Origin of the sequence: Actinoplanes missouriensis 431, assembly GCF_000284295.1 — a bacterium.
Lineage (GTDB): Bacteria > Actinomycetota > Actinomycetes > Mycobacteriales > Micromonosporaceae > Actinoplanes > Actinoplanes missouriensis.
Map to the genome: position 1 here is coordinate 303,074 of NC_017093.1, position 22,962 is coordinate 326,035.

General features: G+C 70.4%; 18 protein-coding genes. 10 read left to right on the plus strand and 8 right to left on the minus strand.

The genetic code is table 11. The features are described from left to right. Positions 1-6: 6 nt before the first annotated feature. The 4 genes from nuoL (at position 7) to AMIS_RS01495 (ending at position 6,232) form a co-directional block, all read left to right on the plus strand. A complete protein-coding gene (gene nuoL, locus AMIS_RS01480) occupies positions 7-1,935 on the plus strand; it encodes an NADH-quinone oxidoreductase subunit L (RefSeq protein ID WP_014440414.1) in 1,929 nt (642 codons plus the stop codon). Further along, the gene (locus AMIS_RS01485; RefSeq protein WP_014440415.1) at positions 1,932-3,470 is read left to right on the plus strand and encodes an NADH-quinone oxidoreductase subunit M; all 1,539 of its coding nucleotides are present in this window, start codon (positions 1,932-1,934) and stop codon (positions 3,468-3,470) included. Before nuoL ends, AMIS_RS01485 begins: the two co-directional genes overlap by 4 nt. Before the next feature lie 3 nt (positions 3,471-3,473). Next, positions 3,474-5,006 carry an NADH-quinone oxidoreductase subunit NuoN gene (gene nuoN / locus AMIS_RS01490; RefSeq protein ID WP_014440416.1) on the plus strand — a complete coding sequence of 511 codons (1,533 nt, stop codon included), beginning with the start codon at positions 3,474-3,476 and terminating at the stop codon, positions 5,004-5,006. Between the two features lie 266 nt (positions 5,007-5,272). Further along, positions 5,273-6,232, plus strand: coding sequence for a polyprenyl synthetase family protein (locus AMIS_RS01495; protein WP_172666657.1), 960 nt, complete (start codon positions 5,273-5,275; stop codon positions 6,230-6,232). A gap of 22 nt (positions 6,233-6,254) precedes the next feature. Here the strand turns inward: AMIS_RS01495 and AMIS_RS01500 are convergent, their stop codons facing one another. Continuing rightward, a complete protein-coding gene (locus AMIS_RS01500) occupies positions 6,255-7,439 on the minus strand; it encodes an MFS transporter (RefSeq protein ID WP_014440418.1) in 1,185 nt (394 codons plus the stop codon). Between the two features lie 154 nt (positions 7,440-7,593). On the opposite strand from AMIS_RS01500, the gene AMIS_RS01505 reads away from it, so the two are divergent. Both AMIS_RS01505 and AMIS_RS01510 read left to right on the plus strand, forming a co-directional pair. Next, positions 7,594-8,388 (plus strand): IclR family transcriptional regulator, encoded by a 795-nt coding sequence (locus AMIS_RS01505; RefSeq protein ID WP_014440419.1) that lies wholly within the window; start codon positions 7,594-7,596, stop codon positions 8,386-8,388. A 127-nt stretch (positions 8,389-8,515) separates the two neighbouring features. Further along, on the plus strand, positions 8,516-9,229 hold the full coding sequence (locus AMIS_RS01510; RefSeq protein WP_014440420.1) for an anti-sigma factor family protein: 714 nt from the start codon (positions 8,516-8,518) through the stop codon (positions 9,227-9,229). A 16-nt stretch (positions 9,230-9,245) separates the two neighbouring features. Here the strand turns inward: AMIS_RS01510 and rarD are convergent, their stop codons facing one another. The 3 genes from rarD to AMIS_RS01525 form a co-directional block, all read right to left on the minus strand. Continuing rightward, positions 9,246-10,199, minus strand: a complete 954-nt coding sequence (gene rarD / locus AMIS_RS01515; RefSeq protein WP_014440421.1) for an EamA family transporter RarD — start codon at positions 10,197-10,199, stop codon at positions 9,246-9,248. A gap of 153 nt (positions 10,200-10,352) precedes the next feature. Further along, a complete protein-coding gene (locus AMIS_RS01520) occupies positions 10,353-10,733 on the minus strand; it encodes a phage holin family protein (RefSeq protein WP_014440422.1) in 381 nt (126 codons plus the stop codon). 81 nt (positions 10,734-10,814) lie between these two features. Then, on the minus strand, positions 10,815-12,707 hold the full coding sequence (locus AMIS_RS01525; RefSeq protein ID WP_014440423.1) for a hypothetical protein: 1,893 nt from the start codon (positions 12,705-12,707) through the stop codon (positions 10,815-10,817). 212 nt (positions 12,708-12,919) lie between these two features. Between AMIS_RS01525 and AMIS_RS01530 the strand changes: the two genes are divergently transcribed. Next, complete coding sequence (locus AMIS_RS01530) at positions 12,920-13,249, plus strand: WXG100 family type VII secretion target (RefSeq protein ID WP_386934407.1); 330 nt, start codon at positions 12,920-12,922, stop codon at positions 13,247-13,249. Between the two features lie 12 nt (positions 13,250-13,261). Continuing rightward, positions 13,262-13,555 carry a WXG100 family type VII secretion target gene (locus tag AMIS_RS01535; protein ID WP_014440425.1) on the plus strand — a complete coding sequence of 98 codons (294 nt, stop codon included), beginning with the start codon at positions 13,262-13,264 and terminating at the stop codon, positions 13,553-13,555. Positions 13,556-15,761: 2,206 nt separating this feature from the next. On the opposite strand, the gene AMIS_RS43580 is transcribed toward AMIS_RS01535, so the two are convergent. Next, entirely contained in the window at positions 15,762-16,121 is a 360-nt protein-coding gene (locus tag AMIS_RS43580) for a hypothetical protein (protein ID WP_041829500.1), read from the minus strand. A 111-nt stretch (positions 16,122-16,232) separates the two neighbouring features. Between AMIS_RS43580 and AMIS_RS41415 the strand changes: the two genes are divergently transcribed. Further along, positions 16,233-17,606: an SseB family protein gene (locus AMIS_RS41415; RefSeq protein ID WP_051041791.1), complete on the plus strand. Its 1,374-nt coding sequence runs from the start codon at positions 16,233-16,235 to the stop codon at positions 17,604-17,606. Next, positions 17,603-17,968, plus strand: coding sequence for a hypothetical protein (locus AMIS_RS01550; protein ID WP_014440427.1), 366 nt, complete (start codon positions 17,603-17,605; stop codon positions 17,966-17,968). Before AMIS_RS41415 ends, AMIS_RS01550 begins: the two co-directional genes overlap by 4 nt. Here the strand turns inward: AMIS_RS01550 and AMIS_RS01555 are convergent. From AMIS_RS01555 to AMIS_RS01565, 3 genes are all read right to left on the minus strand, one after another. Next, entirely contained in the window at positions 17,965-18,879 is a 915-nt protein-coding gene (locus tag AMIS_RS01555; protein ID WP_014440428.1) for an alpha/beta fold hydrolase, read from the minus strand. The two genes, AMIS_RS01550 and AMIS_RS01555, sit on opposite strands and share 4 nt — an antisense overlap. 42 nt (positions 18,880-18,921) lie before the next feature. Beyond that, on the minus strand, positions 18,922-19,362 hold the full coding sequence (locus AMIS_RS01560; RefSeq protein ID WP_014440429.1) for a hypothetical protein: 441 nt from the start codon (positions 19,360-19,362) through the stop codon (positions 18,922-18,924). 179 nt (positions 19,363-19,541) lie between these two features. Then, positions 19,542-22,835, minus strand: a complete 3,294-nt coding sequence (locus tag AMIS_RS01565; RefSeq protein ID WP_014440430.1) for a S8 family serine peptidase — start codon at positions 22,833-22,835, stop codon at positions 19,542-19,544. Between the last annotated feature and the right edge of the window lie 127 nt (positions 22,836-22,962).

The following is a 22,962-nucleotide window of genomic DNA, read 5'->3' on the forward strand; positions in this document are numbered from 1 at the left end:
CCTTCCATGGAACACACTGTGGAGTTCGCCCCAGCGACGGGAGTGCTGAGCAGCATCTGGCTGCTCGTCGCGATCCCGCTCGCCAGTGCGGCCGTACTTCTCCTCCTCGGCAGACGGGCCGACAAATGGGGGCACTGGCTCGGTGTCCTCTCGGTCGCCGCGTCGTTCGTGCTCGGCCTGGTCTTCTTCCTGAGCCTGGCCGGCCTCGACGCGGACCGGCGCTCGGCCGAGCTCAGCCTCTGGGACTTCATCGTCGTCGGCGGCCTGCACGTCGACTTCGGCCTGCTCTTCGACCCGCTCTCCGGCGTCTTCGTGCTGCTGATCACGGGCGTCGGCTCGTTGATCCACCTGTACGCGGTCGGGTACATGGAGCACGACCCGGGCCGGCGGAAGTTCTTCGCCTACTTCAACCTCTTCGTCTCGGCGATGTTGCTGCTGGTCCTCGGCAACAACTACGTGATGCTCTACTTCGGCTGGGAGGGCGTCGGCCTGGCGTCGTACCTGCTGATCTCTTTCTGGTACACCCGCCCGTCGGCGGCCACGGCCGGTAAGAAGGCGTTCCTGATGAACCGGGTCGGCGACGCCGGCCTGGCCATCGCGATCTTCATGATGTTCGCCTACCTGGGCACCACGAACTACGCGGAGGTGTTCGCCGGCGCCGGGTCGCTCGCCGCCGGAACCCTGCTGATCATGGGCATCCTCTTGCTGCTCGGCGCATGCGGCAAGTCCGGCCAGTTCCCGCTGCAGGCCTGGTTGCCGGACGCGATGGAAGGCCCGACGCCGGTGTCGGCGCTCATCCACGCGGCGACGATGGTCACCGCGGGCGTCTACCTGGTCGCCCGGTCCAACCCGATCTTCTCGGCGAACACCACGTTGCAGCTGATCGTGGTGAGCGTCGGCGCGCTGACGCTGCTGATGGGCTGCATCATCGGCGCGGCGAAGGACGACATCAAGCGCGTCCTGGCCTGGTCGACGGTGAGCCAGATCGGTTACATGTTCCTCGGCGTGGGGCTCGGCGGCGCGGCGTACGCGCTGGCCATCGTGCACCTGCTGGCACACGGCTTCTTCAAGGCGAACATGTTCCTCGGTGCCGGCTCGGTCATGCACGGAATGCACGACCAGGTCGACATCCGGCGGTTCGGTGCCCTGTCGAAGCACATGAAGATCACCTGGATCACGTTCGCCACCGGCTGGCTCGCGATCATCGGCATCCCCCCGCTCTCCGGCTTCTTCTCCAAGGAGCCGATCATCGCGGCCGCGTTCGAGCGCGAGGTGACCTGGGAGTCCTGGGTGTTCGGCATGGCCGCGCTGATCGGCGCCGGGCTCACCGCGTTCTACATGACCCGGCTCTTCGTGCTGACGTTCCACGGCCCGGCCCGCTGGACCGACGACATCAAGCACCCGCACGAGTCGCCGCCGATCATGACGATCCCGCTGATCCTGCTGGCGGCCGGCTCGATCGGGGCCGGCTGGCTGATGAGCACGAGCGTGCCGGACTGGCTCACGCCGGTATTCGGCGAGGAGCAGGCGGAGGCGCACGGCGTGCTCTCGCACACCGTGATCACCATCCTGTCGCTGCTGGTGACGGTGCTCGGCGCGGGTCTGGCCTGGGCGCTGTTCCGGCGCGGGACGGCCACCGAGCCGCAGCCGGCCGGCGTGCTGGTCACCGCGGCGCGCCGCAACCTCTACACCGACGCGTTCAACGAGGCGGTGTTCGAGCGGCCCGGCATCTACCTGACCCGGGCCCTGGTGTTCCTCGACAACAGGGGCATCGACGGCCTGGTCAACGGCCTTGCGGCCGGGATCGGCGGCGGCTCGGCGCGTCTGCGGCGGCTTCAAACCGGTTTCGTACGGTCGTACGCCCTCTCCATGCTCACCGGCGCGATGCTGGTCGTCGGCGCCTTCATCGCGATCCAGCTGGGGTGGTTGGCGTGAGCGACTTTCCGTTCCTGAGCGTCCTGACGCTGCTCCCGCTCGTCGGGGCTGCGGTGGTGGCGTTCATCCCGAGGACCAAGGCCCAGCTTGCCAAGATCGTCGCCTTGGCCTGGTCCCTGATCGTTCTCGGACTCAGCGCCGTCATGTGGGCGGCGTACACGATCGACGGCGAGCGGTTCCAGTTCCACGAGTCCTACGCCTGGATCCCGTCCTGGGACGCCCGCTTCACGTTCGCCGCCGACGGCATCGCGCTCGTCATGCTGATGCTGATCGCCGTCCTGTTCCCGATCGTCATCCTGGCGTCCTGGAACGACGTCGACCAGAGCCGGCGCTCCGCTCCGGCGTACTTCGCGCTCCTGCTCTCCTTCGAGTTCACGATGATCGGGGTGTTCGCCGCGGCGGACATCTTCCTCTTCTACGTGTTCTTCGAGATCATGCTGATCCCGATGTACTTCATCATCGGCTCGTTCGGCACCGGCCAGAAGCAGTACGCGGCGGTGAAGTTCTTCCTCTACAGCCTGGTCGGCGGCCTCTTCATGCTGGCCTCGGTGATCGGGCTGTGGGTGGTCGCCGGGCACACGTTCGACTTCACGAAACTGGTGGAGGCGACCGGCTCGGTGGATACCGGGACCGCGCGCTGGCTGTTCCTCGGGTTCTTCGTGGCGTTCGCGATCAAGGCGCCGTTCTTCCCGTTCCACACCTGGCTGCCGGACTCCGGTGGCGCGGCGCCGGCAGGCGCCGCCGCGCTGCTCGTCGGCGTGATGGACAAGGTCGGCACGTTCGGCATCCTGCGTTACTGCCTCTCGCTCTTCCCGGAGGCGTCGCGCTGGTTCGCTCCGGCGGCGATGGCCCTGGCGGTCATCGGCATCATCTACGCGTCGCTGCTCGCGGTCGGCCAGAACGACCTGAAGCGCCTGGTCTCGTACACGTCGATCGCGCACTTCGGCTTCATCGGCATCGGGATCTTCGCGTTCACCACGCAGGCCGGCACCGGCGCGGTGCTCTACATGGTCAACCACGGCCTCGCCACCGGCCTGCTCTTCCTGGTGGTCGGGATGTTCGTGGCCCGGCGCGGATCGGCGCTGGTCAGCGACTTCGGCGGCGCTGGAAAACTGGTGCCGGTGCTGGCGGGCGTGCTGTTCTTCGCCGGCCTCGCCTCGCTGGCGCTGCCCGGCACCGCGCCGTTCGTCAGCGAGTTCCTGGTGCTGCTCGGGACATTCAGCACCCACAAGGGGTACGCCGTGGTGGCCACGCTCGGCATCATCCTGGCCGCCGCGTATGTGCTGTGGATGATCCAGCGGACCACCCAGGGCACGCTGAACCCGGCTCTCACCGAGGTTCCGGCCATGCAGAAGGACCTCAGCCTGCGCGAGAAGTTCGTGGTCGCCCCGCTGATCCTGCTCATCGTGGTGCTCGGCTTCTATCCGAAACCGGTCACCGACGTGATCAACCCGGCGGTGCAGGCGACCCTGCAGGACGTCGGCGCCACCGACCCGGCCCCGGTGGTGGCCGCAGATGGAAAGGCAGGCGGCTGAGCCATGGGAGAACTGCAACTTCCCGCCATCGACTACGGCGCTCTGGCGCCGATGTTGATTCTCTTCGGAGCGGCCTGCGTCGGCGTCCTGGTCGAGGTGCTCACCCCGAAGAAGGCCCGCAACGCGGTGCAGCTGACGCTGGCGCTTGTCGCGGTGGTGGCGGCGCTGGTGGCCGTGGTGCTGCAGCGGGACACCCGGGTCACCACGATCGGCGGCGCGGTCGCCATCGACGGGCCGTCGCTCTTCCTCCAGGGCTCGATCCTGGTGCTCGGCGCGGTGTCGCTGCTGCTGATCGGTGAGCGGTCGATCGAGAAGGGCGGCGCGTTCGTGTCGCAGGCCGCGATCACGGTCGGCTCCCAGAAGGACCTGCGGCAGGCCGGCGGCGCGCCCGGCGCCACCGAGGTCTACCCGCTCACCTCGTTCGCGCTCGGCGGCATGATGCTCTTCGTCGCGGCGAACGACCTGCTCACCATGTTCGTGGCCCTCGAGGTCTTCTCGCTGCCGCTCTACCTGCTCTGCGCGCTGGCCCGCCGCCGGCGTCTGCTCAGCCAGGAGGCGGCGCTGAAGTACTTCCTGCTCGGCTCGTACGCCTCGGCGTTCTTCCTGTTCGGCGTGGCCTTCATCTACGGCTTCGCGGGCGGGATCCGGCTGGAGAACGTGCAGGCCGCGGTCGCGAACCCGCAGCGGAGCCAGGTGCTGCTCTACGCCGGCTTCGGGCTGATCGCGATCGGTCTGCTCTTCAAGGCCGCGCTGGCGCCGTTCCACGTCTGGACGCCGGACGTCTACCAGGGCGCCCCGACACCCGTCACCGCGTTCATGGCGGCCTGCACCAAGGTCGCCGCGTTCGGCGCGCTGCTGCGCATCCTGTACGTCGCGTTCGCGGGGGTGCAGTGGGACTTCCAGCCGGTCCTCGGCACGATCGCGGTGCTGACCATGTTCGTCGGCGCGATCCTGGCGGTCACCCAGACCGACCTGAAGCGGCTGCTCGCCTACTCGTCGATCGCGAACGCCGGCTACCTGCTGGTCGGCGTCCTCGCGATGAACTCCGAGGGCCTGGCCAGCACGATGTTCTACCTGGTCGCGTACGGGTTCTCGGTGCTCGCGGCGTTCGCGATCATCAGCCTGGTGCGGGACGCCGACGGCGAGGCCACCCACCTGTCCCGGTGGGCCGGCATCGGCCGGAAGAGCCCGCTGCTCGCCGCCACGTTCACGTTCATCCTGCTGGCCTTCGCCGGCATTCCGCTGACCAGTGGCTTCATGAGCAAGTTCGCGGTCTTCGGGGCGGCGATCGAGGGCGGGCAGACCTGGCTCGTGATCTTCGGTGTCATCTCCAGCATGCTGCTGGCGTTCCCGTACTTGCGGGTCGTCGTGCTGATGTGGCTCTCCGAGCCGGGTGAGACGACGCCTGCGGTCTCCATCCCGGGATTCCTGACCGCCACGGCGCTGACCCTCGGCGTGCTCGCCACGGTGGCGCTGGGCGTGATCCCGGCGCCCCTGCTGGACCTGACCGAGCAGGCGGGCCAGTTCGTCCGCTGACCGCGTCCGACCACTGACAGGCCCCGGTGACACACCGGGGCCTGTCTCGTCTGCCACATCCACCGGGCCGAATGCCGGGCGATCCGGGCTCGGGTCCGGCAAGGGTTGGGGGGCGGGCTCAGGCCGTACCCGATGGTGTCGGATTTTTGATCTTGTCCCTTGCCACCCTGGGACAGAATCCGTCGGACCCGTATGGCATCGTGAGATGCGTGGTGAGCACCGGTGATCTGACGCTGTCGTCGCTGGGCCTCGACGTCGATCCCGCAATGGACGCGTCGGTGTCGGCGACGCTGGCCGCCGTGGAGGAAGCGCTGCGAGGCCATGTCGCCAGCGCCGACCCGCTGGTGGCCGAGGCCGCGCGCCATCTCGCCGACGCCGGGGGCAAGCGGTTCCGGCCGCTGCTGGTGGCGCTCGGGGCGCAGTTCGGTGATCCGACGTCGCCGCAGGTCGTCGACGCGGCGAACGTGGTGGAGCTGACCCACCTCGCCACGCTCTACCACGACGACGTGATGGACGAGGCGACCGTGCGCCGCGGAGCGCCGAGCGCCAACGCGCGCTGGGGCAACTCGGTGGCGATCCTCGTCGGTGACTACCTCTTCGCGCAGGCCGCCGACCTGGCCGCCCAGCTCGGCACCGAGGCGGTGCACCTGCAGGCGCAGACGTTCGCCCGCCTGGTGCACGGCCAGATCGCCGAGACGGTCGGCCCGCGCGGCAGCGACCCCATCGAGCACTACCTGCACGTCATCGCGGAGAAAACGGCTTCGCTGATCGCCACGGCGGCCCGGTTCGGCGGCCTCTTCTCCGGCGCCCGACCCGAGCACGTGGAGGCCCTCGCGCGGTACGGCGAGACCATCGGCATCGCCTTCCAGCTCTCCGACGACCTGCTCGACATCGCGTCCGAGTCGGTGCAGTCCGGCAAGACCCCCGGCACCGACCTGCGTGAGGGCGTGCCGACGCTGCCGGTGCTCTACGCCCTGGCCGGTGACGACACCGACGCGTCCGCGGTCCGGCTGCGGGAGCTGCTCTCGGCCGGCCCGATCACGGACGACGCGCTGCATGCCGAGGCGTTGACGCTGCTGCGCGAGTCGGCGGCGATGAAGCAGGCGCGGGAGACGGTGCGGACCTACGCCGAGGAGGCGCGGGCCCGGCTGGCGCCGCTGCCGGCGGGCGAGGCGAAGCGCACGATGGAGGCGCTCTGCGACTTCATCGCCGACCGCACGAGCTGACCTCCGGCCCGTTTCCGGCGGATCAGGTGGCTCCGTGGTGTCGTAGCAGGCGGCTGCCCACCAGCATCAGTGCTGCGGCGGAGACCATCGCCAGCGCGCCGGCCGTCCACATGGCCGGATACCCGGCATGCCCGGCCAGCGCGCCCAACCCGAGCGGACCAACGCATCCACCTGCGTAAACGCCGGTTTGGGTGATCGAGGTGGCGGCGGCTGGAGCCTGCGGGTGCAGCCGGACCACGGCGAACGTCATCAGGCCCGGCCAGGCCCAGCCGAACCCGAAGCCGAGCACGATGCCGGCGACCATCGCGAGGGTTCCCGGTGTGGACAGCAGCGCCAGCCCGCCCGCGCCGATGGTCAGCAGCACCGCGATCACACCGACCTGCCGGTCCGGTCGCCGGTCGGCCTGCCAGCCGCCGGCGATCCGGGCGAGCGCGCAGATCGCCCCGCCGAGGGTGAGCGCCAGGCCGGCCGGTCCGGGGCTGACTCCCCGGTCGACCGCGGAGGCGACCACGAACGTACCGAGGGCGTTCGCCGATCCGGCGGCGAGTGTCGCGGCCAGGCCGATCACCACCAGGGCGCCGGTGGCCTGGCCGGTCTCGGCGCTGCGCCGGCGGTGACCGGAGTCGCGGGGAACCAGGGGGATGGCCGCCACGGCGGCCAGGCCGGCCAGCGCGAACGCCCAGCGCCAGCCGATGGTCAGGGCCACCGCTGGTACGGCCGCGCCGGCCAGCAGCGTGCTGACCGGGATGGCCGCCTGTTTGATGCCGAACGTCAGTCCCTGGCGCCGGGCCGGCACGTGCCGGGACAGGCTGGTGTTGCTGGCGAGCTGCCCCATCGCGTTGGCGGCCGCGCCGAGGGCGAGGATCGCCACGAGTGTCCACAGTGAGCGCGCGAGGGCCGCGACGGCGATCAGCGAGACGGCCGCGAGAGCGATGCCGCCGCAGGCGATTCGTGTCGCGCCGTAACGTTCGACGAGTGCGCCGGCCGGCACGGAGGCGAGTGCGCTCGCTCCGAAGTAGGCGGACACGGCCAATCCGAGGCCCGTCGGCGAGAAATCGAGCTCGTCGCCGACCTGAACGGCGAGTCCTCCCACCAGGAAGACGGGTATCGAAACAGCGATGGTCGTGGTAAGTGCGCCGACCGTTGCCCAGCCCGCATTTCTGCTGGTAGAACCGGTTCCGTCGGATTTGATCTTTGCGGCTCGCACTTGACGCAGACTATGGCAGTTTCCGGCGCTTTGGCTGCGGACAGTCCTAATGATCACACCCGCTGTGCAAATCGATCGTGATCCACATGCTTTTGGCATTCCGTCGACGGGGGTTTCTTCATATGGTGTAAGTCCCTGGGCCTCGGAGGTAGCTGTGCGTGACCCCCTAGCGGAGCCGTCAGATCTCATCCGGAGCGTGTCGCGTGCCCTGCGCGTGCTGGAGTCGGTCGGACGAGCCCCGCGTGGACTCACCGTCAAGCAGATCGCCCGGCGATGCGAGCTGACCGTCGCGACGACCTATCACCTGGTGCGAACCCTGGCCTACGAGGGCTACGTGATCCGTCGCGAGGACGGCACGTACATCGTGGGGCTGGAGATAGCCGACCGGTACCGCGAGCTGGTCTCCGCATTCCGTGGCCCGCCCGCGGTGGGCGAGGCGCTGCGCCGAGCCGCCCTGGACACGGGTTACAGCCACTATCTGGGCCGGTTCGTCGGCGGCCGGATAGCCGTGACCGCGTCGGCGGAAGGCGCGCGATCGCCGTTCCTCGACGACGTCGCGCCCGGCTTCGACGAGGGCGGCCACGCCACCGCGCTCGGCAAGGCGCTGCTCGCCACGCTCACCCCCGACCAGCGCTCGCGCTATCTGCGGGACTACGGGATGCGCGGCTTCACCCCGGCGACGCTGACCACGCCGGAGGCGCTGGAGGCCGATCTGGCTGCCGGTGAACGACGCGGCATGCAGATCGAAATGGGACAGTTCCGGCAAGGGCTGGCCTCGGCCGCCGTGGTCGTCGTCGCCGACCGGGACATGGAACGGCGCCTGGTGCTGGCCTGTTCGATGCCGGCCGCGGAGATGCTGACCTCGGCTCGCGTGGTCCGGGCCAAGCTCACCGCAGCCGCCCGTAACGTCGCCGAAGCGCTGTCCGGAGGCGAGTCCGCAACTGCCTGAACGGGTGGTGGCTCTCCGCGTTCAGGCCGCCACAGCCTGACGAGGGGCGCTAAGGAATCGTTGAACCTTCGCGTCACGTGCCGCGTACCACAGACCGGGAGCGACGAGCCGGTTGGAGGCGGTACGCATGCGGTGCGAGGACGGGCATGACGACGCCGCCTACGTGCTCGGCGCGTTGTCGCCGGGGGAGCGGGCTGCCTACGAGAGTCACCTGGCGACCTGTTCGTTCTGCCGGGAGGCGGTCGCCGACCTGGCCCGCGTGCCGGACATGCTCGATCGGCTCGACGCCGACGAGTTCGCCAAGCTGCTGGATCCGACACTCGGCGAGCAGCCCGGGCATTTCTCGGCCGGCGGGCGCGCGGCGCTCGGCGAACGGCATCGGCCACCGCCGCGATCGCGGTTGCGCAATCTCTCGATCCGGGTGCTCAGCACCGCCGCCGCGGCAGTGCTCGTGCTGCTCATCGGCGGTGGCGTGGTGGCCTGGGGACTGAATCAGGACGCTCCCGCGGCCCCGCCGGCCGGACCCGCCGTCGCGATGAAGGCCGTCGACGACGTCTCACCGATCACGGCCACGGTCCGGCTCACCAGCACGGCCGGTGGCACGAAGGTGGAGATGCTCTGCTCGTACAGCAGGGCGGCGGAGCAGGCCTACACGTTCCGGCTCATCGCGTACGGGCCGGACGAGCAGAAGGAACAACTGGGCTCCTGGCTGGCACAGCCCGGCACGGAGTTCCGGATGCCCGGCGCGACCCACTTCGGCGAGGGCAGCCTCTCCCGGCTCGAGATCGTGCGTTTCGACGGAAAGGCGATGCTCACCTACGAACCGCCCGGGTTCGACTGAGACTCCGCGCGCTGATTCAGCGCGCGGGCAGGGCGGCGGCGGCCGGCCCGGTGGCGGTGGCGGCCGTCGCCTCGGCCGCCGCCCGCTCTCGTGCCGCAGCCCGGGTGTGCCGGATGCCGTCCACCGTGAAGATCATCAGTGCGATCCAGACCAGGCCGAACCCGGCGAGACGGGCGGGCGGCATCGGCTCGTGGTAGATCAGCACACCGCAGCCGAGCTGCAGGATCGGCGCCACGTACTGCAGGATGCCGAGGCCGACGAGCGGCACCCGGTTCGCCGCGCCGGCGAAGAGCAGCAGCGGGATCGCCGTGGCCGCGCCGGAGAGCAGCATGAGGAGGGTGTGCGTCGCCGACACGTGCCCGAACTCCGCCCCGCCGGTGAGGTTCAGCCAGGTGAGGAACGCGAACGCGGGCAGCGCCAGCACGCCGGACTCGACGAACAGGCCCTCCGCGGGCGGCAGCGACATCCGCTTCTTGATCAGGCCGTAACAGCCGAACGAGGCGGCGAGGGTCAGCGCCACGTACGGCAGATGTCCGTAGTCGACCGTGAGGATCGCGACCGCCAGCGTGCCGATCCCGACCGCCACCCACTGCCAGGCCCGGACCCGCTCGCGCAGCACGGTGACGCCGAGCAGGACGGAGACGAGCGGGGTGATGAAGTAGCCCAGCGCGGTCTCCACCACCCGGGACGAGTTCACCGCGGCGATGTAGGTACCCCAGTTGATGCCGATCAGCACCGCGGCCAGGGTGATCCCGCCGAGCAGCCGTGGGGTGCGCAGGAGCCGGCCGAGGAAACGCCAGTTGCGTGCCACGCTGAGCAGCAGCGCCACGAAGAGCACCGACCAGACGACCCGATGCGCGAGGATCTCCAGTGGCTGCGCGGGCTGCAACAGCTTGAAGTAGATAGGGAAGAAACCCCAGAGCGTGTACGCCGTGAGGCCGTACAGATATCCGCGCCGCTCATCGCTCATACCTCCACCGTAAGGGCGTGGCGGCGAAACGGTCCTTGCGGTTGTGATGCCGGACATAAGGCCAATCCGCGGTGCCTGGCCTGTTGCCGCGTCTCGGGTGCCGCACCAGGACGGCGCCGGGAGGGCGCTGCGGCCGCGCCCTCCCGGGATGCCTCAGTCGTCGCCGTCCGGGACCAGCATGTTGAGCACCCAGCTCACGACGCCGACCAGGAGCGCGCCGAGGAGCGCGGCCGGCCAGAAGCCGTCGACGTGGAAGCCGAGGCCCACCTCGCCGGCGATCCAGCTGGTGAGCATGAAGAGCAGGCCGTTCACGACGAGCGCGATCAAGCCGAGCGTGAGGACGTAGAGACCGCAACCGAGGACCTTGATGATCGGCCGCAGAATCGCGTTGACCACACCGAAGATCACCGCGACGGCGATCAGCGTGCCGGCCTTACCGGCCGTGGTGTCGGAGGTCAGGTCGATTCCGTCGATCACCAGGGTCGCGATCCACAGCGAGACGGCCGTGATCAACAGCCTGATGAGGATGCCCATGGCAGGGGATCGTGCCACGCGCGGGCCAAGCCGGGGAGCGACACCCCGCGATCTTCATCCAGCTGCGCCGGTCGAATCGGGTCAGAGTGGAACTTGCCGGGTATTTCGCTGCGTCTCGATGGTCCTGACCGGCTGCCCGATCAGGACTTTCTCCACCGAGGTCGGTGTCAGCGCCGCCCATCGGACCGCTCGCTGAGTGACGACCGCGAGCATGCCCGGCCGCATCCGGGACAGCAGGCCGGCGGTCTCGCCGAGGTCGAGAGCGGTGCCGAGCAGCGCTGCCTCGTCGGGCGTGAGCGGCTGCAGGAGAAGAAGGTCGGCGGAGGCGGCGAGATCGGCGTCGGGGTGGGCGAGAACGGTCATCGTGGTCGTCCAGGGCCGGCTGGACGCCTGACTCGCCACGGCGGCGGTGCCCGTCGTGCTGTGCCCGCCGGCAGCCTCGTCGCCCGGCTCCGGGCCGGCTTCATCCGAACTCTGCTGCCCGGCGGGTGGCGTGGTCGGCCTGTCGTCCCTGACGAGCAGGACCGGGGTCAGCTGGGAACCGGGCGGGACGGTGTCGAGGCCCGGCGGGTGCAGTGTCAGCGACTCGTCGCCGGCCAGGCCACGCAGGAGCGGCGCCCAGGCCTCCGGACGAGCGGTGCTGACCAGGACGCGGGCGCCGAGCGCGAGCGCACGGAAGATGATCAGCTGGGCACACCGGCCGGTGCCGACCAGAACCAGGTGCGTGGGGCCGGGACGGAACGGCTGGATCAGCACCGGACGTCCCTGGCGGTTGCGGCCCAGCATCAAGCCGTGCGGGAGCCTCGGCAGGACCGGGTCGTTCGGCTCGGGTGGGATTCTCGGCAGGACCGGGTCGTCCTGATGGTGCGGGTGTCTCGGCAGGCCCGGGCCGTTCTGCTGGGGCGGGAGCAGCCCCGCTGCTCCGGGCCGGGGTGCCGGGAGAGGCGTGGACAGAGGCAGCGTGGCGGTGAGTGCGGGCAGGTGGTCCCCGTCGTAGCGGTGGGCCGTCATCCGCTCGCTCGCCAGCAGGCGCCGGAGTGACCGGGCCGCCGTCTCCAGAGCCGGCATGCCCGGAGCGGTGATCCGGATCAGGAGTGTCGCGGCCGGTCCCGGGTCCACCGTCAATGCCAGCGTGGTCGTGGTGGCAGGCAGGTGCAGCAGCCGGGCGAGCAGACGTGCGGAGAGTCCGGCGCCCGGCTCGGGATCACAGCGGAACACCGCCTGGGCCAGGCCGCCGGCGGTCAGCCCGGTCCATGACTCACGGAGGACGGTCTCCGGCTCGATGCATGCGAGGTCGGCGATCACCCGTACCGTCGCTGTCTCGTCCAACGGCCCGGCAGCCGAAGTGCCCAGCTTGCGCAGCATCGCGCGGGTCGCGGCCGTCGCGGCGTGACGCAGCTCCTCGTCGGGCTCGTCGCGCTGCCGCGGCACCCGGATCGCCAGGATGGCGCGGTGCTGTGCCAGCGGGCCGTCCCGGCCGAGCGCCCGATAGGAGACGGCGGCCGGACCCGCGCGTGCGACAGGAGCGGGGGCGCCGGTGAGAACGAGTTGAAGGCGTACCGGAGGGGTGATTTCCAAGGTCGCCAGCCGGGGGAGCGTGCCGAGCTCGACCAGCATGGTCAGCCCGAGATCGTCGGAGATGATGGCGGCTGGTCGGCCGGACAGGTCCGCCCTGATCAGCCGGGTGCCGGGAGCGGTGAGCGCGAGGATCGCGGACGGGTTGGAGAGCCGGGCGGTGCGGCGGCGGGTGGCGAAATGGGCCAGCAGGGCGAGCCACTGGAAAGCCCAGCGGTCACGGACCCGGACCCACGTCATCGCGAGCAGGCCGGCGGCGCCTGCCGCAGCGAGAACCACACTGAGATCGCCGTCCAGAACACCGAGCAGGATCAGAACGGCGGCGGCCTGGGTGGACACCAGCTGATGGAGATGGACGCGGAACGCGCGTCCACTCCCGACAGACAACGACACGGTCATGCTCACACCTCCCGCCGCCGTCGCCTCATGGTAGGTCGGCGACGCGGTCCGGCCGGACTTGTCCACAGGCGGTTGGCCCGGTTGTCCACAGGCCGCGAATCGAGTCACCGGGCCGGTCGGAAACGCGGATAACGTCGGCCCTGAAATCCCATATCTAGTGATCTACGTCGATGGCATGTAACAGTCCACATAAGATGCCGAGTGAGGGGCGGGTGGCATCCGGGATGACCGATACCCAGGCTGAAATGGCGGTGATGGCGCGCACCGCTGCGCGGTTCGACCAGGTGAATGACGGGCTGCAAAGCACGTTACGCACCCTGATGTCCGAGTTGTCAGTGCTGAACGGCGCCTGGCGCGGACTGGGCGCCGATGCGTTCGAACAGGTGAAAACGGAGTACGCGGCGGATCTGCGCCGGCTCGGCGGGGCGCTCGCCGAGACCGCCGAGGCGATCCGCACCACCGGCGCCGGATATCAGGCAGCCGACGCCGGCGCGGCCGCCCGGGTCACCCGGACCGGCGGCACGATCGTCCTGCCGCTGTAGGGGAGGGCGACGATGAACGACGGGCTTCTCCGGGTCAGCTTCGGCGCGCTGCGCCAGGCCAGTGCCGACATCGACCGGGCGCTTGCCGCCCTGCGCAACCAGCTCGACCAGCTCGAACGCGACGCTGTCCCGCTCGTGTCGACCTGGTCCGGCGCGGCGCGCGACGCGTATGAGCAGCGTCAGAACACGTGGCGGGCGGCCTCCGAGGATCTCCAGGGCATCCTGCGGCAGATCAAGGTGGCTCTCGACGAGTCGGTGATCGATTACGCCGAGACCGAACGGGTGGCGACGCAACGCTTCCAGTGAGTCCCCCGAACGCGTAATGGACCCAGCCACTTGCGGAACTACCATCGGTGGTTGGATGATCGCGCCCGGCGATCAATTGAGGCTCGCGAGGTCCGCCGGATCTCGTGCCGGGAACGCTGCGAAAGCGACTCAGCAGTCAGCACGCCGCCGCCCATTGTGATTGCGGCCTGACCTTGTAGGTTATACGCGTTGAGTTGGCCCGTTCGCAGCGTGGGGAGAGGTGGACGTGTCCGAGTGGGAACCGGCTACGGACGCCGAGATCGCGATGCGCGATGCGTTGCGCACCGACGACCAGGAGTCCTACTTCCGCATTCTCGCCGGTGTCGACCTTCTGTTACCAGTCTCGGCGGACGCGCTCGCGGGTCTGGCGCCACTGGGCTGGGGGACGTGGAGCACCGGCGGGCGTACGCACGTGCTCGCCTTCACGTCGCAGGCCGCGCTGAAGTCGTGCCTCGCTGACTACACGGGTTCCGCGCGCCGCGTGCCGTATGCGGAGCTCGCCAACACCTGGCCCAACCTGGAGTGGTGGCTCGCCGTCAACCCGGGCCTGCCGATCGAGGGATACCTGCCGGCCTGGTTCGTGGCCCAGCTCGCCCGCGGTGACCTGCGGCTGCCGACGCGCGGCCCGGGCCGGGAAGCACAGACCAGCACCTCCAAGATCCAGGAGATCGGGGCGGCTGCGCTGGCAGCGAGCCGGGGATCCGAGGCGGGTGGACCCACCTATGACCCGGCGCAGGGCCGGCCGCAGGCGGCGGCGTCTCCGCAGCCCGGTGCTCCGGGCGCGCCGGGTGGTCCCGCCGCTTCCCAGCTTTCTCCGGGTGTTCCCGCAGTGCCGCCGGGTGCTCCTGCGGTGCCGCCGGGTGCTCCCGCGGTGCCGCCGGGTGCTCCCGCGGTGCCGCCGTTTGCGCCGGCGGTGGCTCCGATTCCGCCGGTGGGTGCGCCTCCTACCGGGCCCGGTGGGCTGCCGGTGCGGTGGCCTGGGCAGACTCAGGGGCCGGGTGGGCTGCCGGTGCGGTCGCCGGGTTCGGGTGGCGCTCCCGCTTCTGCGCCTGGGTTGGCTGCTCCTGGGGCTGCCGCTCCTGCTCCGGCCGCGCCTCCGGCTTTGACACCGGGCGGGTTGCCGATGCGGACCCCTGGCACTGCTGCGCCTGGTGGGACCCCCGCCGGTTACCAGCCTCCCGGGTACCAGCCTCCGGCCGCGCCCGGTGCCACACCCGCGAGTTACCAGCCTCCGGCCGTGCCCGGTGGCACTCCTGCGGGCTATCAGCCTCCTGCTGTTCCGGGGCCGTCCGCCTACCAGGTTCCGGCGGTGCCTCCTGCTGCGGCGCAGCCTGCCAGTCTTCCGCCGGCTGCGGCCGCGCCGGGTGCCGGCCTGCCTCCGGGTGCTGGCCTGCCTCCGGGTGCCGGCCTGCCTCCGGGTGCCGGCCTGCCGTCGGGTGGCGGCCTTCCTTCGGGTGCCGCAACGTCGCCCGCTGCGCCGTCCGCTCCGCCCGTTTCGTCGGGTCCGCCCGCTCGGCCGGTCATCGGGGGGCCTACTCCTGGAGCCGGGCTGGCGACGCCGGGCTGGGACAAGCCGTCCCTGCCGTTCAACGTGCACGAGGACCCGCGCGGGCCGCTGCAGGACCCCGGTGCGCCACTGCCGGTCCGCAAGCCGATGGCGAATACCCCTCCGGTACCCGAGCATGTAGCGCCCTACGACCCGGCCGAGACGCCGTTCGCGCCGAGTTGGTCCGGCCAGCGCGCCGCCGGTGCACCGGTTTCCGCAGCTCCGGCTCCGGGCGTGCCAACTTCGAGTGGGCCGGCTTCGGGCGCTCCGATCTCGGCGGTTCCGGCTTCTGGCGTCCCCGCGTCGGGTGTTCCCGCCTCGGGTGTGCCGTCCTCTGGCGTGCCTTCCTCGGGGATGCCGTCTTCAGGCGTGCCTTCGTCTGGCTTCCCCGATTCGTCGGGTTTGCCGGCTTCGTCGCAGCCTGCCGCCAGCGCTCCGGCCTCGGGTGCTCTGGGGTCCGCACTACCTCGCCGTCAGCCTGGACAATCCGCAGGTTCCGGGCAGGGTGGCAGCGCCGCCGCGTTCTCCAGTTTCCCGGGGTTCGCCCCGGCTTCGGGTGCTCCAGCATCCGGTGTCCCGGCGTCGGCGCCTCCGGCTCCCGCGGCATCGTTCCCGCAGGGTCCAGCGTCTCCGCTGGCCGCCGCCGCTCAGGCGGCCGCCTCAGGCCAGCAAAACCTGAGCCAGCCTGCTCTCGGGCAGCCCGGTCTGGGTCAGCCTGGCGTCGGCCAGCCCGGTTCCGGCCAGCCTGGTCTCGGGCAGCCCGGCTTCGCGGGTCAGCCGGGCTTTGCCGGTCCGGGCGGTGCCGCTGGGCAGGGCGCTTCCACCGGGTCGGATGTGCCCGGGAGCCCGCTGCCTCGTCGGCAGGTCACTCCGCCTTCGGAGCGGCCCACCTCGATGGCGGCCGCCGCTCAGGCGCTCGGTGCCGGCCGGCAGCCGGCGGTTGAGCAGGTTCAGCCCGGAGCTGACCGCTTCGGGCCGTCCGGACCGCCGCCGTCGATCCAGGGTCCCGCCCAGCCGCATCAGGCCGCGCCTCTCGCGGCCGGTCCGGCGCTCGCTCCGCCGGTGATCCCGGGTGCGCCTGCGGCCCCCGATTCGGGCTACAGCCAGGGTGCCCCCGGCAGCGCGAGTCCGGTGTCCGCACCGGCGGCCTACGCGGGCCAGCAGAACACTCAGCCCCCCGCAGCCGCCCAGACCCCGGCCGCAGCGACCCCGGCCGCCCAGACCCCGGCCGCTCCGACCCCGGCCGCCTACGCCGCGCCGATCGCGACCCCGGCGCCGTACACCGCGCCGCCTGCGCCGCAGATTCCCGGGATGCCGCCTCAGGGCAGCCCCGCCTCGGCCTACGCCGCGCCTGGCCTTGCGAACGCCTACACGACCCAGATCATCCCGGTTACGCCGGCGACCCAGGTCATCCCGGTCACGCCGGCGACCCAGGTCATCCCGGTCACCCCGGCGAGCTATGCCAACCCGGCCGCCTCCGGGCTCGGCGTGGCCGGCTCGGCGACCGGCGGGCAGGCGCCGCAGGAGCACGGTGACGCCGTCGAGTTCGTGCCCGCCAACGACGTGGAGCGCGATCTCCAGGATGCCGCCGATGCGGGTAACACCGACGTCTTCCTCTCCACGCTGCTGCTGGCGAACGTGCTGGTGCCGGTCGCGAGTCACTCCCGGCCGGGCAGTTCGCCGGGCGAGTCGGGCTTCGCGTTCCTGCCGGAGGACGTCGACGGGGAGAAGTTCCTGATCGTCTTCACCAGCAAAGACCGACTTTCCGACCATTTCGGGGAGCCGACACGTACGGTCGGTGTCCGGTTCTACGAGCTGATCCGCAACTGGCCCGACCCGGCCTGGTCGTTCGCGGTGAACCCGGGCACGCCGGTCGGCGCGAAGTACCCGGGCGCCCAGATCATCGCGCTGGCGAACTGGGCCACCGAGGCCGGACTCGGCGCGGAACCGGCCGAGGGCCCGGTCGCCGATGAAGCGGTCAGCCCGGTGCCGGCGCCGGAACCGGCGAGCGACGAGGCGCAGTCCGCGACGGTCATGCAGAAGACGATTGCCGCCGAGCAGGTCGACTACTACCTGGACCGTGGGTACGACCGGGTGGCCGGGTTCGTGCACCGCGCCTCCGAGGTCGAGCACCTGCGGACCCCGGGCGAGCTGTTCGGCGCGCTCGGGCTCTACTACGACTCGTCGCCGTTCCAGCCGGACGCCAAGGAGGCGTTCGTGCTGCGCTGGCCGGCGTACCGGCCGAGCCTCTACCGGATCCCCTACGGCGGGCAGAACGAGCAGGCGCTGCGGGCCATGGACGGATGGGTGATCGAGCGCCCGCCGTTCCGCGGCAACGGGTTCGCGCCCGGCGAGGGCCGGGATGTGATCGCCGAGTTCAAGGTGGACAGCGTCCGGCTGCCGCACGGCGCGCAGCTGTGGCGGATCGACGCGGACGGCAACGAGCGGATGCTGGCGATCTTCGACGCGGACGCACCCCTGTGGCGCCGGGTGGGTGAGCAGTGATGCGTGACGGTTACGTAGTGACCTGGCAGGGCCGGGAGTACGACGCGGCACCCGACGGGGACAAGGTGCGCATCTACGCCACCGACCCGCAGGAGGGCTTCGAGGAGATCAAGCCGGGCCGGTACCTCCGGGTGCTGGAACCGGACGAGTACGACGAGATCGCGTACGTCCGGACCCTCTGCACCTGGCGTGGCGAGCCGTTCATCGTGCTCGCCGAGGCGGACAGCTGGCTACGCCTGGAGTACACCGGCGGCCGTGCCCCGGTTGCCCGCAGGCTGGGCCTGGAGGAGTTCGACTACGGCGTCTACCAGGGCTGGGCCCCGGCTCACGAGGTCCGCGACCGTTACGAGCACCGGGTCTAGGCCGGCGTCTTCAGCCAGCGCAGGATCTCGCCGGTGACCACGTCGGGGGCCTCGCGGTGGAGGAAATGGCCGGTGTCGGGGATCAGGCGCCACTCGTAAGGGGCCGTCACATAGCGCCCTGAGCCCTGGGCCGTCCGGGGGAGCACCGCGGTGTCCAGCGCGCCGTGCAACTGCAGCGTGGGCACGCTCGACGGCCGCTGCATCAGCTTGACGAACCGGTAGCCCTGCAGACGCAGCGCACTGCGCGCGACCCAGCGGTAGGCCTCCATCGCGCAGAACGCGGCCTGCGGGATCTGCATGGCCTGGCGGCAGCGGTACGCGTACTCCCCGAACTCTTCGGTGACGGCGAACTGCGGGCTGCTCCACTTGGTCATCAGCTCGCCGACCAAGGCCGCGTCGTCGCGGGTCAGCACGTGCTCGAAGCGCGGGACCTGGAAGCGCAGGATGGCCGTGGACGCCGCCATCTGGCCGCGCGGGTCGGCGAACAGGGCCGCCCGCAGCCGCAGCGGATGGGCGGCGCCGAGCACGACGAGCCGGTTGACCAGTTTCGGGTGGAACGACGCGGCGGCCCAGCCGATCATGCCGCCGGCACCGGCGCCGACCACGGTGGCCGAGCGCTCACCGAGGGCCCGGATCAGGCCGGTGATGTCGGCGGCGAGCGTGTAACCGTCGTACCCCCGTGGGGGTTTGTCGCTTGCGCCGTAACCGCGCAGATCGATCGCGGCAGCGCGGAAGCCCGCGTCGGCGACCCGGGTCATGATGTCGTGCCAGGCCCACCAGAACTCCGGGAACCCGTGCAGGAAGAGCACGAGCGGGCCGGTGCCGACCTCGGCGACGTGGAAACGGCTGCCGTTGGCGCCGACGAAGCGATGGCTCCACGGCCCCTCCGCCAGTACGAACGACTCGTCCATGTGGTCAGACTATGCGCCGCTGTCACGGAGTCCTGCGGAGACTCACGTGATCGGTTCGGCGGCGGTCATCGCCATCAGGTGGCCGGGCCCGCAGTAGATGCGGACCATCGTGGTCTCCAGCTGCACCTTCACCCGGTCGCGCTGGGTCAGTTCCAGGCCTGAGGTGTTGTAGAGCGCGTACCGCGTACCGTCGTCGGCGGTGAATCCGTAGCACGGACCTGTGCCACCGCGGGTGACCACGCCGCTCACCCAGCCGGTGGCGGGCGGTTTGTCCCCAGGCTCGCGAGCCGGATCGGACGGAGGCAAAGACGGGGCCGGATCGGACGGAAGCGAAGACGGGGCCGGATCGGACGGAAGCGCGGACGACGCCGAGCCGGCGACCCCCGGAGAGCCGGGCTGCGTGGACGTCGAGCCGCACCCGGCGGCGATCGCACCGGCCGCCACGGCGACGCCGATCCGGAGGGTGGCGTGCATACGCATCATCGAGCTCCTCCAATTGAGTCCACCGGAAGCTGAGTCCGTCGAAGGATGGGACGGATCCCGGCGGCGAGCGGTTCCCGGAACCGCCCGCGGTCACTCAGGCGCTACGGTGCCCGGATCAAAATCAATCGAGGCCCGCCGGGTTGTCCCGGCGGGCCTCTTCGCTGAACCGTGCCTGTTGCTTACTCGGTGACGGCCGTGATGGCGACCGAGCCGCGGCCGACGACCGCGCCCTCGTCCGTCACGATCGACATCTCACCGAACATCTTGCGACCGGCCGGCGGCACCGAAGCCGCGGTGACCGAGCCGGTGACCGTCGCGCTCTTGCCGTTGGCGAGCGAGAACGGGGTGGCCTGGGTGGCCACGCTGCCCAGCGACGGGCTGTAGTAGACGTCCAGGTAGTCGTACTGGGTGGTGCCGCTCGGCACGGCGTAACCCGCCACCGCGACCGTGTAGGTGCCGGCAGCCGGCGAGGCGACCGAGACCGCCTCCTCCGAGTCGCCGTCGGCCTGCTGGGCCACGACCTTGCCGGCCTCGTTGTAGAGCACCAGGTCGAGGTCGGCGGCGGCGTCGCTGGTGTTGCCGATCGACACGTTCAGCCGCTGCACGCCCTCGGGCACCACTACCTCGTACGCCTGGTCCTCGCCGTTGGCGATCGTCGGCCGTGCGGAGTAGCCACTGCCGAGCGGGCCGCCCTGGGCGGTGAGGTTGAGCGGGCCGAAGTTGTTCGTGACGGTCCAGGTCAGCGGCGTGGCGACACCGGCCTTGACGCTCGGAAGCGTCACGGCGGCCGGGTCGATCGTGACCCCCTGGATCTTCGCGGTCAGCTTGTACGGGTTGTTCAGCGACGGCGACGTACGCCGGGACTCGACCTCGAGTTCCCAGATGCCCGGGATCGGGTTCTCGTACGACCGCTCCTGCGGCTTGCAGGCGTTCGCGTCGGAGAAGTTGGTGTAGCAGGCGGTGCTCGCGGTCGACTCGACCGGAACGCCCCACGGGTTGATCGCGATCCAGCGCGTCTGCGAACCGGTCGCGATGCCCGCCAGGTTCACCTGCAGCGCGGTGGCGCCCTCCGGCACGTTCACGAAGTACGACGTGCTGGAGTTGCGGTCCACCGAACCGGCGAAGGTCTCGGCGTACGCCGGCTTCTTGGTCGTGACGGCGGTGACCACCGTGTTGAGCACCTCGAAGTCGATCACCGGGGTGCGCGGGTCGTCGACCTTCAGGATCGCGCTGCTCACGCCCTCGCCGGGACGGACCTTGACCTTGACGCTGACGGTCTTCTTGAGCGGCAGGTCCACCGAGCCGGCCGAGGAGAACGCCTTGCGGTCGCCGATCCAGCTGAGGTTGTGCTTGACAGTCTTGTTCGGGCCGCTGGTGCGGGTCAGCTTGACCGTGACGGTCCGCTCCTTGCCGACCGCGTAACCGCCGTCGCCCACCGCGCACCGGTTGTAGATACCGGTGCCCTGGTCAGCCGTCGCCAGCTGGTCGGAGAGCGGCGTGCAGACCGGAGCCGAGGAGGTGTAGGAGCGGGTCTCCGACTCCTTGGTGAGCAGCTTCCACGCGGCCGGGACGTCCATCTGGCCGTAGCCCTGGGCGTGCACCTTCTCGCCCGGGATCAGGTCAGCGGTCGTGTAGAGCGCGCGGCGCAGACCGGCCGGCGTGATGCCCAGGTCGTTCTGCTTCGCCGCCGAGAGCAGCAGCGCCGCGCCACCGGTCACCTGCGGCGCCGACATCGAGGTGCCGTTCTGCATCGAGTAACCGGGCGGCAGGGTGTAGCCGACGGTGTCGACACCGGCCATCGGCTCCCACGTCGGGACCGTGGAGATCGCCGAGCCGGGCGCGCTGATGTTCGGCTTGAAGCCGCCGTCCTCACGCGGGCCGCGCGACGAGAAGTTGAACAGCTGGAGGTTGCGGCGGGTGACCGAGCCGTAGTTGGCGAGCCAGGTCTCCTTGCTGATCGCCGCCGCCACGCTGATCACGTCGGTCGCGACCGACGGGTCGCCGATCGTGTTGGTGCCCGGGCCGGAGTTGCCGGCCGAGATGACGATCTGCACGCCGTACGTGTCGATCAGGTCGTCGTAGAGCCGGGCGCGGGCGTTGTTGCCGTCGTTGAGGCCGGGCAGGCCACCGATCGACACGTTGATCACGTCGACGCCCCGGTTGATCACCAGGTCCGCCATGCCGGTGGTCAGCGACGCCGCGGTGCAGCCGCCGCCCCACGAGCAGGACCGCGCTGAAACGATCTTGGCGCCGGGTGCCTGGCCGTCCAGGTTGGCGTTGCCGAACAGGTCGTTACCGGCGGTGATGCCGGCGACGTGGCTGCCGTGCATGCCCTCGACGATGCCGATGTTGACGAAGTCGGCGGTCGCCGGGAGCGACGGGTCGCCGTACGGCTTGAGGGAGACGTCCTCGCGGAACTCCACGACGAACGGCATCCGCTCGGCGATCGCGGTGGCCGGGTTGTCGGTGCCGAAGTAGCCGACGTCGTACTTCTCCTTGTACGGCCGCATCACGGCGTCGTCGGTGAAGTCGAAGTTCTGGTTGGTGTCCACGCGGATGTCGTGGCTCACCGGGTCGTAGAGGACGCCCCACTGGTCGGTGGTGTCACCGTCCCGGTTCACGTCACCGGCCGGCTCGGAGTCCTTCGTGATTTCCTCGATGAAGCGGTTGACCTGGTAGGTGCCCGCCGGAGCGGTCCAGGTCGCGCCGTTGTAGGTGAAGGACGGGCCGGAGACCGAGCCGAGCATGCGCCGCCAGGTGCCGTCGCCCTCGGTGATCGGGTCGGTTGCCGTGACCCAGTCGACGATCTTGCGCTCGCCGGTGGTCGTCTTCTGCAGCGCCGGGTGGGCCAGGTCCACACCGGAGTCCATGATGCCGATGGTCACGCCACGGCCGTCGTACTTAGGGTTCTTCTTCTTGAAGTCGACCGAACCCGTCTCGCCGGTGGGCATGTACGGGTTGTCCGCGGGCGTGGTGGCGCCCGGGCCGGACGGGGTGGCGGCCTGCTTGGCCGCGCCCTTGCTGGTCGGGAGATCCGTCTCGGGCAGCTTGATCGTCTCGTCCAGGTCGACAGCAGCGACGCCCGGCAGGTTCGCCGTGTTCAGCACCTTGGCGGTGGGGACGGTGGCGAGGACGTACCCGATCTGGTCGAAGCGGCGGTTGATGCTGCCGCCCAACTTCTCGATCTTGGCAGCGACGTCGCCTGACTTGCCCTTGTCGGCCGCGACGATGACGGTGACCTGCGGCTTGTTCTGGGCTTCCGCGTCCGCCAGAAGATCAGCGTCGTGCGCGCCCAGCGTGTCCGCCGGTGATTCCTTGGGGGTGGCCGGCTCCTGCGATGCGGCGGGAACCGTGCCCGTGCCCGGTTCCGCCGAGGCGGGAAGAGGGCTGCTCAACGTCGTCACGCCGGCGGCGACACCGAGCGCGAGGACAGAGGTGACGGTTCGCCGGCCCCAGGTGATTTGTTGTGTCACGTACGGGTCCTCCGGAAGGAACGAACGCCCGAGGGGTGATCGGGCGAATCCTCTGGATCCTGCGATCGATCCGGATGAAAGTCACTACGATCGATGACGTTGTGACCTGGCCGTGACCTTGCCCCGT

Bases quoted from the DNA above. Each gene is read 5' to 3' on its own strand.
- AMIS_RS01520 (WP_014440422.1), bottom strand. From the start codon at position 10,733: ATGGGCATCCTCATCAGGCTGTTGATCACGGCCGTCTCGCTGTGGATC.
- AMIS_RS01525 (WP_014440423.1), bottom strand. From the start codon at position 12,707: ATGACCGTGTCGTTGTCTGTCGGGAGTGGACGCGCGTTCCGCGTCCAT.
- nuoL (WP_014440414.1), top strand. From the start codon at position 7: ATGGAACACACTGTGGAGTTCGCCCCAGCGACGGGAGTGCTGAGCAGC.
- nuoN (WP_014440416.1), top strand. From the start codon at position 3,474: ATGGGAGAACTGCAACTTCCCGCCATCGACTACGGCGCTCTGGCGCCG.
- AMIS_RS01495 (WP_172666657.1), top strand. From the start codon at position 5,273: ATGGACGCGTCGGTGTCGGCGACGCTGGCCGCCGTGGAGGAAGCGCTG.
- AMIS_RS01535 (WP_014440425.1), top strand. From the start codon at position 13,262: ATGAACGACGGGCTTCTCCGGGTCAGCTTCGGCGCGCTGCGCCAGGCC.
- rarD (WP_014440421.1), bottom strand. From the start codon at position 10,199: ATGAGCGATGAGCGGCGCGGATATCTGTACGGCCTCACGGCGTACACG.
- AMIS_RS43580 (WP_041829500.1), bottom strand. From the start codon at position 16,121: ATGCGGCTGGGCGGGACCCTGGATCGACGGCGGCGGTCCGGACGGCCC.
- AMIS_RS01555 (WP_014440428.1), bottom strand. From the start codon at position 18,879: ATGGACGAGTCGTTCGTACTGGCGGAGGGGCCGTGGAGCCATCGCTTC.
- AMIS_RS01560 (WP_014440429.1), bottom strand. From the start codon at position 19,362: ATGATGCGTATGCACGCCACCCTCCGGATCGGCGTCGCCGTGGCGGCC.
- AMIS_RS01510 (WP_014440420.1), top strand. From the start codon at position 8,516: ATGCGGTGCGAGGACGGGCATGACGACGCCGCCTACGTGCTCGGCGCG.